Genomic DNA, 12252 nt, shown 5'->3' on the forward strand with positions numbered 1-12252 from the left:
AGAGGAAGGCAGGTTGTAATCCGTGACGGATTATAATCTGCCTTCCTCATTTTTATACAGGTTTTAGAAAGAGTATTGTACCAGCAGGTTCATGCGGTTGGCATGGTTGGTGGAGTTGTCGAAGTTCGTGCGCCAGCCACGCAGGTATTCCGCACCTACCTGCATGTTGGGGGTGACGTTCCAGAACAGGTTGGCTACGAAGTACTGCCCGTAGCGGTAGGTGTCCGGTTCGCCGGCGGGGTAGCCGTTGTCGGAGTAAAGGCGCGACATGCTGTAAGTGCTCGACAGGAACACCTTCGGGCTGACGTTGTATTGCAGTCCGGCATACCAGCCCAGCATGGGCAGCGCTTGCATCTTGCCGTCTTTCTCGGGGTTGGGAACGATGTCTACGTTCAGGTTGCTGATGTCGTTCAGGTATTGCCCTATGCCCTTTCCGTAGGTGGCCTGCCCGAATACCTGCCATTGCTTGCCCAGGTTGAAGGTGGTGGATGCCTGTACGCCGAAGCCGGTAACGGCATGTGCCTTATCGCTCTGCGTGCTTGTGTACGTCATGCTGCGGATGAGTCCGCCCACGCGTACATGGCTTTTATCGTTCCAGCCGTACTGGGCGTAGGCGGTGAAGTCCGGCATGCGTTGCTGTGCGATGCTGAGCCCGCCATTGGTAGTGCCGTCTACGGAGGGCATTTCTACGGAGGCGTTGAAGCGGAAATTCTTCAGCCCTTTATAGGTGTATGCCAGTTGGGTGGCACGGTAGAAGGTGGCTCCGTTGGGTCCCTGGAAGTCGATAGTGGAAGGCAGTGCGCCCAGGTCCATGAAACCGCCGTAAGTGTAGCCCACCGTTACGTTGCGGAAGGCGATGTAGGCGTTGCGCAACTGGAAACCTTTGTTGGAGCCGTTGCGGAAGTTGCCGGCGGTGTAAACGACGAAGTCGCCCAGGAGCTTGGTGCGGCCTACCAGTTTCAGGAAAATGGTGGATGTGCTGGCATCCATTTGGAATTGGTTCTTGATTTTTCCTCCGTTGGGGATGTAGGCGGGGATAAAGTCGATGTTGTCTACGATGCCGCCGAAGTCATACTCCGCCGTGGCGCGTACATAGCCGCCGATGCCCAGGGCGAACTTGCCTTTCCTATCCAGCAGCAGGAAGCGGGGCGCCTGCGGCTCGTGGATATGCGGCAGTTGCGACTCGTTCATGATGCGGATAATCTCGTCGCCCGCCTTGTCTATGGTAACCAGCACGACGCTTTGGGAGGACTCGTCTTGGATAATCACTTTTTTCTGCGCGTGGGCTGTAAGCGTGGACAGCCCTGCACCGCACAGCAGAATCATTGCTTTTAAGATTGTTTTCATTTAAGTTAGGTTTTGGTGAATGTGCTTTCAACAACTAAAATCCGAAATGGTTTTGTTCTCAGCGAAAGAAAGCGTATCTTTGCGCCCGGTTTAACTATGGTGAAACCGTTAACTTAAAAATATGTATGATGCCGTGAATAGCGGCCGTGTATTCTAGAACACCACGTAAAAAACAGGAGTATGAAGCAGAAAGTATCCGTACCTTTTATGCTGCTGGGCATTTTGTTCAATGTCTGCCTGATAGCAGCCAATCTTCTCGAAACGAAAGTTATCCAGGTTTTCGGCATAACCGTCACTGCCGGGCTGTTAGTGTTTCCCGTATCTTATATTATCAACGACTGCATCGCCGAGGTGTGGGGCTTTCGCAAGGCGCGCCTGATTATATGGAGCGGCTTTGCCATGAATTTCTTCGTTGTGATGCTGGGGCTGGTTGCCGTGGCGTTGCCTGCCGCTCCTTTCTGGGAGGGGGCGCCTCATTTCAATTTCGTTTTCGGCATGGCGCCGCGTATCGTCGTTGCAAGCTTGTCTGCCTTTCTGGTGGGTTCGTTCCTGAATGCTTATGTCATGAGCCGCATGAAGGTGGCGAGTGGCGGGCGTCATTTCTCCGTGCGTGCCATATGGTCTACGGTGGTGGGCGAAACCGCCGATTCGCTGATATTTTTCCCGGTTGCCTTCGGGGGTGTTATCGCATGGCGGGAGCTGCTGGCGATGATGTGTATCCAGATTGTGCTGAAATCTTTGTACGAGGTGATAATCCTCCCGGTGACAATCCGTGTAGTGAAGGCTATCAAGCGGATAGACGGCAGCGATGTTTACGACGAGGGTATCTCTTATAAGGTATGGAAGATTACCGACCTTTAATGTTTCCGTCTCTCCCTATACATTATATATATACACATCTGAAATCATAATTCTAAAATCATAACTGATGTCAAATAAAAAATCAGCCTTAGTCGTATTCAGCGGTGGGCAGGATTCGACAACTTGCCTGTTTTGGGCAAAGCGTGAGTTCGAGAAAGTATATGCATTGAGTTTTCTGTACGGGCAGAAGCACCGGAAGGAGGTAGACCTGGCGCGGGAGATAGCGCGTAAGGCGGAGGTGGAGTTCGAGGCAATGGATGTTTCTTTCATCGGCAAGCTGGGGCGTAACGCGCTGACGGACGACGGTATCGTAATGGATAGCGATAAGCCGGCGGATAGTTTTCCAAATACTTTTGTGCCGGGGCGTAACTTGTTCTTCCTCAGTATCGCCGCCGTCTATGCCCGCGAGAAGGGTATCAGCCACATCGTAACGGGCGTGTCGCAGACGGATTTCAGCGGCTACCCCGACTGTCGGGATGCTTTTATCAAATCGCTGAACGTAACCCTGAACCTCGCTATGGACGAGCAGTTCGTGCTCCACACCCCGCTGATGTGGATAGATAAGGCGGAAACCTGGGCGTTGGCGGATGAGTTGGGGGTGCTCGACCTAATCCGTAACGAAACGCTTACTTGTTATAACGGTATTCCCGGCGACGGATGCGGGCATTGCCCGGCATGCAAGCTGCGCAGGGAGGGGCTGGAGAGGTATTTGGGGGAGAAAGGCGGGTTCAACACAGAGTTTTCTCTTTAGGAGGATAAAAGCGGGTTCAACACGGAGAACACAGAGTTTTTTTTCTTTGGGGGAGAAAGGCGGGTTCAACACGGAGGACACGGAGTTTTTCTCTTTGGGAGGATAAAGGCGGGTTCAACACGGAGAACACAGAGTTTTTCTCTTTGGGAGGATAAAAGCGGGTTTAACACGGAGGATACAGAGTTTTTCTCTTTGGGGGATAAAGGCAGGTTCAACACAGAGGACACAGAGTTTTTCTCTTTAGGAGGAGAAAGGCGGGTTCAACACAGAGAACACAGAGTTTTTTTTCTTTGGGAGGATAAAAACTGGTTCAACACGGAGAACACAGAGTTTTTCTCTTTAGGAGGATAAAAACTGGTTCAACACAGAGGACACAGAGCTTTTTTTCTTTAGGAGACAAAAACGGGTTCATTACGGAAGTTCTACGGAGATTCTTTTCTTTGGTGATTTTGCAGAGGTTGTGAATAGGAGAGGATTTGAGTTTCTGAGAAAAAAGAAAAAAACTCTGTGTCCTCTGTGTTGAAAGAAAAAACTCCGTATCCTCTATGGTGAAAACAAATAATATATAAACCAATACCGATATGACTGAATTAAAAGACCAACTTTCCTTATTAGGAAGAAAGACGGAGTATAAGCAGGATTATGCTCCCGAAGTACTGGAGGCGTTCGACAACAAGCATCCCGGTAATGATTACTGGGTGCGCTTCAATTGTCCGGAGTTTACTAGTCTTTGCCCTATCACGGGGCAACCGGATTTTGCCGAAATCCGCATCTGTTACATTCCCGATGTGAAAATGGTGGAGAGCAAGAGTTTGAAGCTTTATCTTTTCAGCTTCCGTAACCACGGCGCGTTTCATGAGGACTGCGTAAACATCATAATGAAAGACCTTATCAGCCTGATGAATCCCAAGTATATCGAGGTAACGGGGATTTTTGCTCCGCGCGGCGGTATCTCTATCTATCCTTATGCAAACTACGGTCGTCCCGGAACGAAATACGAGCGTATGGCGGAACACCGGCTGATGAACCGCGAATAGGCTGTGCCGGTACGGGGACGATAAAAAAAATAGCGCCTTTTCACAAAGACGCTATTCCTTTCTTTTTATGACTTATTCACTACAAAGATTTATTTTATTTTTTTGTAGCCGTACACTGCAAGGTCGCCCAGCTCTTCTTCGATGCGCAGCAACTGGTTGTACTTCGCCATGCGGTCGGAGCGGCTCAACGAACCGGTCTTGATTTGCCCGCTGTTGGTAGCAACGGCAATGTCCGCAATGGTGGCATCTTCCGTTTCGCCTGAACGGTGCGAGGTAACGGTGGTATAGCCGTGGCGGTGCGCCATTTCAATGGCATCCAGCGTCTCGCTGAGCGAACCGATTTGATTGACTTTGATAAGGATAGAGTTGGCGCACCCTTGTGCAATACCTTTTTGCAGGAATTCCACGTTGGTTACGAACAGGTCGTCGCCCACCAGTTGGCAGCGGTTGCCGATGCGGTCGGTCAGTTTCTTCCAGCCGTCCCAGTCGTCCTCGCTCATGCCGTCCTCAATGGAGTCGATAGGATATTTGTCGATGAGGCTTTCCAGGTAGGCTATCTGCTCGTCGTCGGACAGTTTCTTGCCGTTGGGGTCTTTCGGCATGCCGTTCTTAAGGTGCGTATAGTCGTAGTAGAACTTGCCGTTTTCCTTTACGCAGAACTCGGAGGCGGCGCAGTCCATAGCGATGCGTACGTCGTCGCCCGGCTTGTAGCCTGCGTTCTTAATGGCTTCGATGATGCAGTCCAGCGCATCTTCTACGCCGTTCAGCTTGGGAGCGAAGCCGCCTTCGTCGCCCACAGCGGTGCTCAGCCCGCGGGCTTTCAGTACTTTTTGCAGGGCATGGAACACTTCCGCACCCATGCGCAGGCCTTCACGGTAGGAGGGCGCACCTACGGGGCGTATCATGAACTCCTGGAATGCGATAGGGGCATCGCTGTGCGCACCACCGTTGATGATGTTCATCATCGGCACGGGCATTGCATAGGTGTTCACACCGCCTATATATCTGTAAAGGGGGATGTCGAGGTAGTTGGCGGCTGCTTTGGCAACAGCCAGCGAAACGCCCAGAATGGCATTGGCTCCCAACTTCGATTTGGTCGGAGTGCCGTCCAGTTCCAGCATTTTGTGGTCTATGGCGCGTTGTCCGAGTGCCGGCCAGCCTACGAGTGCCGGCGCAATGATTTTGTTCACGTTATCTACGGCTTTCAGCGTACCTTTGCCGCAATAACGGCTCTTGTCGCCGTCGCGCAGTTCCAGGGCTTCGTTTTCGCCGGTGGAAGCGCCCGAGGGCACTGCTGCACGTCCCATTACACCACTTTCCAGAATTACGTCCACTTCTACTGTGGGGTTGCCGCGTGAATCGAGGATTTCACGGGCTACGATTTTTTCAATTTTCATACTTAATCAATCATTTAGTTTAAAGAGAATTTTTCCAAATGTTCCAGTCTGTTTATTTCATTTTCGTCTATGAGTGAGAAATCTACCAGCCGTTTCAGTTCTGTCAGCTCTTCCGGGTGGAGCGCACAGTAAAAGCCCTGCACGGGCATGCGGAGGAATATCTTCCGGCTGTTCCTTATATGCCGGTTTTGTGCCTGGTAATAGGGTCCGTCGATAGAGTTGATGTACCGGCAGAAATGCCGGAACTCGTCCTCGGTGAACCTGAAGAACAAATTTCCGAATTCCAGGTGATAGGTATTGCACTCCGTGCAGAACGAAATAAAACCGTTTGTCGTTTGTTTCAATAGACTGTCCATAGCTTTATTTTTGGTTGCTGCAAATGTCGTGCAAAACGGGCTTTTTATCAATACCTACAAATGGTGGTATTTACCGGGTGCGGACATCATTATTGGGTAGGCCGCCGTTACTTTTTCTATGTATAATGTGAATTTCTTTAAAGATAAATGCCTAAGTGTAATATAGATTACACTTTCTTTCGTACCAACCCTTTATTTTTGTGAAAAATACTTGTTCCTATGGCGAAGTTATCTATCATAAGAAAACTGTTCCCTTCCTACAAACGGAAAGTGGCGGCACTCGTGGTATGCGGTGTCCTCGTGGGCGGAGGAGGTTTGTTTCTGTATCTTCTCCGGGCGCACACTTACCTGGGCGACGACCCTGCCGCCTGTGTAAACTGTCATATCATGGCGCCGTATTATGCTACCTGGTTCCATAGCTCCCATAGCAGGGATGCTACCTGTAATGACTGCCATGTTCCCCACGAGAATGCGGTTAAGAAGTGGACGTTCAAGGGAATGGACGGAATGAAGCATGTGGGGGCTTTTCTCACCAAAAGCGAGCCGCAGGTAATCCGGGCTGAAAATGCCAGCTCGCAGGTCATTATGAATAACTGTATCCGCTGCCATACGCAACTGACGAGTGAGTTTGCGGATGCCGGCAAGATAGATTATATGATGACTCTTACGGGCAACGGCAAGGCGTGCTGGGACTGCCACCGGGATGTGCCGCACGGCGGAAAGAACAGCCTTTCGGCCACACCGGGGGCGCTCGTGCCTTATCCGGATTCTCCCGTACCGGAGTGGCTTCGGGAACTGATAAAGAAATAATAACAATAAATCTTCATAGATATGGAAAAGAGATTGAAATCATGGCAAGGGTGGCTGTTGTTCGGCGGTTCGATGGTCGTTGTGTTTGTCCTGGGCTTATGCGTGTCCGCTTTAATGGAACGCAGGGCGGAACTGGCAAGCGTGTTCAATAACCGCAAGACGGTGATTGAAGGTATAGAGGCGCGGAATGAGGTTTTCAAGAGCGATTTCCCCCGCGAATACCAAACCTGGACGGAAACCGCCAAGACCGACTTCAAGAGTGAGTTCAACGGAAATATAGCGGTGGATGTGCTGGAGCAGCGCCCGGAAATGGTGGTGCTGTGGGCAGGATATGCTTTCTCGAAAGATTATTCTACACCCCGCGGGCATATGCATGCTATCGAGGATATAACGGCGAGCCTGCGTACCGGTGCTCCCGCTACGGATACCGACGGCCCGCAACCTTCTACCTGCTGGACTTGCAAGAGCCCGGATGTGCCGCGTATGATGCAGGCTGTCGGGGTAGATGCGTTCTATAATAATAAGTGGGGCGCTATGGGCTCCGAAATCGTAAATCCTATCGGTTGCGCCGACTGCCATGAGCCGGAGAATATGAACCTGCATATCAGCCGTCCGGCATTGGTAGAGGCTTTCCAGCGCCGGGGAAAGGATATTACCCAGGCTACTCCGCAGGAGATGCGTTCACTGGTGTGTGCGCAGTGCCATGTGGAGTATTACTTCAAGGGCGACGGCAAGTACCTTACTTTTCCGTGGGATAAGGGTTTCACGGTGGAAGATATGGAGGCTTACTACGATGAGGCGGGCTTTTACGATTATATTCACAAGTTGAGCCGTACCCCGATACTGAAGGCGCAGCATCCCGACTTCGAGATTGCGCAAATGGGTATCCACGGGCAACGCGGCGTGTCGTGTGCGGACTGCCATATGCCGTACAAGAGCGAGGGCGGTGTGAAGTTCAGCGACCACCATGTGCAGAGCCCGTTGGCAATGATAGACCGTACCTGCCAGACCTGCCACCGCGAGAGCGAGGAGACTTTGCGCAACAATGTGTACGAGCGCCAGCACAAGGCGAACGAAATACGCAACCGCCTCGAAGCCGAACTGGCTAAGGCGCATATCGAAGCGAAATTTGCATGGGACAAGGGAGCTACGGACGCCCAGATGAAGGATGTACTGGCATTGATTCGCCAGGCACAGTGGCGCTGGGACTATGGTGTCGCATCTCATGGAGGCGCTTTCCATGCCCCGCAGGAAATACAGAGGGTACTGTCGCATGGGCTGGACAAGGCATTGCAGGCGCGTTTGGCTATCTCCAAGGTATTGGCTAAGAACGGCTTCACGGGCGATGTGCCTATGCCGGATATTTCTACAAAAGAGAAAGCGCAGCAGTACATCGGTTTGGATATGGATGCCGACAGGGCAGCGAAGGAGAAGTTCTTAAAGACTACCGTACCGGCTTGGCTGGAAAAGGCGAAGGCTAACGGCCGCCTGGCACAGAAGTAAAAGAGGTGTAACGGAAGAATGGCGGCAGCGGTAAGGGCTGTAGCCGAATGATTGTTCGTAAGATGTGGAAAAAAACGTGGGGATATAAGGAAGGCTTGGCATGCGGAGCCGGACTGTTTGCCACAGGGCTGCTGTTGCAGGGAACTGTGGGGGATGTCCGGTGGGGCTTGTTTGCCTGGCCGGTCAACATAATCGTACTGGTAGCATATCTGCTCTTGCTGGCGGTGCTGTACGGATTGCGCAAGAGGGTTTATTGTTTCGAATGGCTCACGCATTATACCGCAGCGGTTTCTTCCCTTGTCTGTGTGGCGGTTATTACGGTGGTAATGGGATTGGTGCGTCAAGTACCCGCCACACAGCCGTCTGCCGATTGGATAGGGCTTTCTAAGATGCTTTCGTTTTGGCCGTTCGTATTGCTTTATGTCTGGCTGGTTACGGTGCTCGGACTGACTATTCTCCGCGCCGGTTTCCCCTTCCGGCTGCGGAAGATACCTTTCCTGCTGAACCATGCGGGGCTGTTCATCGCTCTGCTGACTGCCACATTGGGCAATGCCGATTTGCAGCGTTTGAAGATGATTACCCGTATAGGCAAGACCGAGTGGCGTGCCACGGACGAAAACGGCAGGCTGTCGGAACTTCCGCTGGCTATCGAGCTGCAAGGCTTCACTATCGACGAATATCCTCCGAAACTGATGCTGATTGACAATGAAACGGGGAGGGCGCTCCCTGCCGGTACGCCGGAGCATCTGCTTCTGGAAGACGGGGTAACGGAGGGACGGTTGCCGGGTTGGGACATCGAGGTGCTCAACTCTATTCCTATGGCGGCTTCCGTAACCACGGAAGATACCTTGAAGTTTACGGAATTCCATTCGATGGGTGCTACCTATGCCGTCTACCTGAAAGCAACGGATACCGGAAACGGGCAGTCCAGGGAAGGCTGGGTGAGTTGCGGCAGTTTTATGTTCCCTTACAAAGCGTTGCGCCTGAACGGTGAAGTAAGCCTTATCATGCCCGAGAGGGAGCCGCAGCGGTTCGTATCGGCAGTTACGGTGTACACGCAGCAGGGAGAGGTAAGGAACGATACCATTGAGGTAAATCATCCGCTGAAAGTGGCGGGGTGGAATATCTACCAATTAAGTTATGACGAAACGAAAGGACGCTGGAGCGACGTCAGTGTGTTCGAGCTGGTGCGCGACCCCTGGCTTCCGTATGTTTATATCGGTATTTTTATGATGATGTCGGGAGCCGTCTGCCTGTTTGTCAATGCGCAGAAAAGGAGGGACGGGTTGTCCGGCGAAGAAAACGGGGAGGATAGGACATGAGTTGGGATTACTTTGCATATTTTGCTGCCGTCGCCTTGCTTTTGTGGGGTGCGGGTGCATCCGCCGCATGGCGCGGGAAACGTCCGGTGGCGGTATATACATTTACGCTGGCGGGGCTGGCTGTTTTCTTCGGCTTTATCGTGGCTATGTGGATTTCTTTGGAACGTCCGCCGATGCGCACAATGGGGGAGACGCGTTTGTGGTACTCCTTCTTCCTTCCGCTGGCGGGGCTTATCACATACAGTCGCTGGAAGTACAAGTGGATACTGGGGTTCAGCTTCGTGCTCTCCCTGGTATTCGTATGTATCAATCTCTTTAAGCCGGAAATCCATAATAAGACTTTGATGCCTGCGTTGCAGAGTCCCTGGTTTACGCCGCATGTCATAGTCTATATGTTTGCCTATGCCATGCTCGGGGCGGCTGCGGTAATGGCGGTCTACCTGATGTGGTTCAAGAAAAAGGAGATAGAACGCAAGGAAATGGATTTGTGCGATAACCTGACTTATGTGGGGCTTGCCTTTATGACCCTGGGCATGTTGTCCGGCGCTGTCTGGGCAAAGGCTGCATGGGGGCATTACTGGGCATGGGACCCGAAGGAAACCTGGGCGGCGGCTACATGGTTCTCTTACCTGGGATATATCCATTACCGTTTGGGGCGGCCGCGCGCCTGCCGCAGGGCATTGGCGGGGCTGCTTATATCTTTCTTATTATTACAGATGTGCTGGTACGGTATCAATTACCTGCCTTCGGCACAAGGAGTGAGTGTACATACGTATAATTTAAATTAGAATGCTATGAAAGCTGTTTATTTGGCATTAGGATTATTACTGCTGCCCGGCATGTCGTGGGCGCAGAAGCAGGAGAAAGAGAACGAATTTTCCATGTCCATGCAAATCAGGCCTCGTGCGGAGTACCGCAACGGCGCCCTTTATCCGCGTGCGGAAGGCGACGAGGCGGCCGCCTTTATCAACAACCGCGCCCGCCTGTCCATGGAGTACAACCGTACCAACCTGAGCATGAAAATCTCCGCACAGCATGTCGGCGTATGGGGGCAGGATGCCCAGATTGACAAGAACGGCCGCTTCATCATGAACGAGGCATGGGCGAAGCTGGGCTTCGGCGCAGGCTTTTTTGCGCAGTTGGGACGCCAGACGTTGTCTTACGACGACGAACGTATATTGGGCGGTCTGGACTGGAATGTGGCCGGGCGCTACCATGATGCGTTGAAGCTGGGGTACGAAAACAAGGCGCACAAGCTGCATCTTATCCTGGCGTTCAACCAGAATGATGAAAAAACGATAGGCGGCACGTATTATGGCAATGGCGGGCAGCCTTACAAGAACATGCAGACTTTGTGGTATCACTACACCGCCGCTGCATTGCCCCTGGATGCCTCTTTGCTCTTTATGAACCTGGGGTGGGAGACGGGAGACCCGGGTACGCAGATATCCGATACCCGCTGTATGCAGACTATGGGGACATACATTACTTATAAGCCCCGGTCGTGGGATATGCAGGCGGCTTTCTATTACCAGACGGGAAAGAATAAGGCATCGGAGAGCGTATCGGCGTATATGGCGAGCGTAAAGGCTGCCTATGCTGCCGGCAGGCAATGGAGTGTGAGCCTGGGTTATGACTATCTGAGCGGGGATAAAGGCAAGGGCTCGAAGTTCAAGGCCTTCGACCCTCTGTATGGCACGCACCATAAGTTCTACGGCGCAATGGATTATTTCTACGCTTCGCTGTTTGCCAACAGCCTGGCGCCCGGCTTGCAGGATGCACAGTTGGGAGTGAGCTATAAGGCTTCTCCGAAGGTGGGCATGCAGTTGAATTACCATTACTTTGCCACTGCCGCCAAGTTGCAGGATGTGAAGAAGGGGTTGGGCTCGGAACTCGATTATCAGATAGATTGGAACGTGATGAAGGATGTAAAGTTGTCCGCTGGTTATTCCGTTATGCTGGGCACGAAGTCCATGGACGTGGTGAAGGGCGGCGACCACAAGCGCTGGCAGGACTGGGGCTGGCTGTCGCTGAATATCAACCCAAAAATCTTCTTTGCGAAGTGGTGATTTAGATATATTCGTTTAAAGCCGGCTCGTTCAGTATCTCGATTTTCTTTCCCGTCATCAGGATAATACCTTCCTTGGTCATCTTGTTGATTTCTTTGGAAAGGGCGGGGCGGGTAACATTCAGGTATTCTGCCAGTTCGGACTGCGTATGGGCAATGGTGACGCAGTTCGAGTTGGCAGTTCTGTTTTCTTGCAGATAGACCACGAAGCGCTCGCGCACCGTTTTCCGCGAGAGGGTCTTTAGGCGCGAAACCGTACAGGCTGTGCAGTTGCCGCTTACGCAGAGGAAGTTGTGCAGTATCTGCGGGTCTTGGCTGATGAGTTTGAACGTGGATTCCTTGGTGGCTGTGAACAGCGTACTGTCCTCTATGGCGGTAAAGGTGGCGGGCAGCGTGTTGTTGGAGCCGAAAAGGTGCGGCGTGGCAAATGCGCGCGGGGCGATGATATACTCTATCATTACGCTATTGCCCAGCCCGTCGATGATGTCTACCCGCAGCTTTCCCTTTAAAAGGACATATAGTTTTTTAGGGACATTCAGTAAATAATATAAAATCAGCCAACTAATTCATACACAAAATATTGCGAATTAGCTGGCTTTTTTGTATCTTTAGGTATTCCCCCGCAAATAAGGTTTGAAGGCCAAAACGGGGGAAATTCCCCGACTAAGATATGGCTAAGATACAAAATATTTCCGAAATTCACCCAACTTTGGGCTTCACAGAATTTGATGTTCTGGAAAAATACCGCAAAAGTTTTAATGAGAGTGAGCTTGGCAGGCTTCACTCAGTGTTCCCGTTTG

The 12252-nt window shown here is 51.8% G+C and carries 11 protein-coding genes and 1 pseudogene; 8 read left to right on the forward strand and 4 right to left on the reverse strand.

What is annotated here, in order from left to right; all coding sequences use genetic code 11:
• Window positions 1-63: 63 nt before the first annotated feature.
• Window positions 64-1347, reverse strand: coding sequence for a DcaP family trimeric outer membrane transporter (locus tag C233_RS0109300; protein ID WP_026314806.1), 1284 nt, complete (start codon window positions 1345-1347; stop codon window positions 64-66).
• A 180-nt stretch (window positions 1348-1527) separates the two neighbouring features.
• On the opposite strand from C233_RS0109300, the gene C233_RS0109305 reads away from it, so the two are divergent.
• The 3 genes from C233_RS0109305 to queF all read left to right on the forward strand — a co-directional run bounded on the left by C233_RS0109305 (window position 1528) and on the right by queF (window position 3996).
• Window positions 1528-2208, forward strand: a complete 681-nt coding sequence (locus tag C233_RS0109305) for a queuosine precursor transporter (RefSeq protein WP_018667331.1) — start codon at window positions 1528-1530, stop codon at window positions 2206-2208.
• A gap of 67 nt (window positions 2209-2275) precedes the next feature.
• Window positions 2276-2959 (forward strand): 7-cyano-7-deazaguanine synthase QueC, encoded by a 684-nt coding sequence (gene queC / locus C233_RS0109310; protein WP_018667332.1) that lies wholly within the window; start codon window positions 2276-2278, stop codon window positions 2957-2959.
• 581 nt (window positions 2960-3540) lie between these two features.
• Complete coding sequence (gene queF, locus C233_RS0109315) at window positions 3541-3996, forward strand: preQ(1) synthase (protein WP_018667333.1); 456 nt, start codon at window positions 3541-3543, stop codon at window positions 3994-3996.
• Between the two features lie 89 nt (window positions 3997-4085).
• Here the strand turns inward: queF and eno are convergent, their stop codons facing one another.
• On the reverse strand, window positions 4086-5393 hold the full coding sequence (gene eno / locus C233_RS0109320) for a phosphopyruvate hydratase (protein ID WP_018667334.1): 1308 nt from the start codon (window positions 5391-5393) through the stop codon (window positions 4086-4088).
• A gap of 14 nt (window positions 5394-5407) precedes the next feature.
• Entirely contained in the window at window positions 5408-5749 is a 342-nt protein-coding gene (locus tag C233_RS0109325) for a DUF6686 family protein (RefSeq protein WP_018667335.1), read from the reverse strand.
• A 219-nt stretch (window positions 5750-5968) separates the two neighbouring features.
• Here C233_RS0109325 and nrfH point away from each other — a divergent pair, with 219 nt between their 5' ends.
• The 5 genes from nrfH (at window position 5969) to C233_RS0109350 (ending at window position 11453) form a co-directional block, all read left to right on the forward strand.
• The gene (nrfH, locus tag C233_RS0109330; RefSeq protein WP_018667336.1) at window positions 5969-6559 is read left to right on the forward strand and encodes a cytochrome c nitrite reductase small subunit; all 591 of its coding nucleotides are present in this window, start codon (window positions 5969-5971) and stop codon (window positions 6557-6559) included.
• Between the two features lie 21 nt (window positions 6560-6580).
• Window positions 6581-8062: an ammonia-forming cytochrome c nitrite reductase gene (gene nrfA / locus C233_RS0109335; protein WP_018667337.1), complete on the forward strand. Its 1482-nt coding sequence runs from the start codon at window positions 6581-6583 to the stop codon at window positions 8060-8062.
• 62 nt (window positions 8063-8124) lie between these two features.
• Entirely contained in the window at window positions 8125-9384 is a 1260-nt protein-coding gene (locus C233_RS0109340) for a cytochrome c biogenesis ResB family protein (protein WP_018667338.1), read from the forward strand.
• Entirely contained in the window at window positions 9381-10172 is a 792-nt protein-coding gene (locus tag C233_RS0109345; protein WP_018667339.1) for a cytochrome c biogenesis protein, read from the forward strand. Before C233_RS0109340 ends, C233_RS0109345 begins: the two co-directional genes overlap by 4 nt.
• Before the next feature lie 6 nt (window positions 10173-10178).
• Window positions 10179-11453, forward strand: a complete 1275-nt coding sequence (locus C233_RS0109350) for an alginate export family protein (RefSeq protein WP_018667340.1) — start codon at window positions 10179-10181, stop codon at window positions 11451-11453.
• Between the two features lies 1 nt (window position 11454).
• On the opposite strand, the pseudogene C233_RS22545 reads toward C233_RS0109350, so the two are convergent.
• A pseudogene (locus tag C233_RS22545) lies at window positions 11455-11976 on the reverse strand (Crp/Fnr family transcriptional regulator); the annotation flags it as partial.
• Window positions 11977-12252 lie beyond the last annotated feature (276 nt).

Source organism: Bacteroides gallinarum DSM 18171 = JCM 13658 (assembly GCF_000374365.1).
GTDB lineage: Bacteria > Bacteroidota > Bacteroidia > Bacteroidales > Bacteroidaceae > Bacteroides > Bacteroides gallinarum.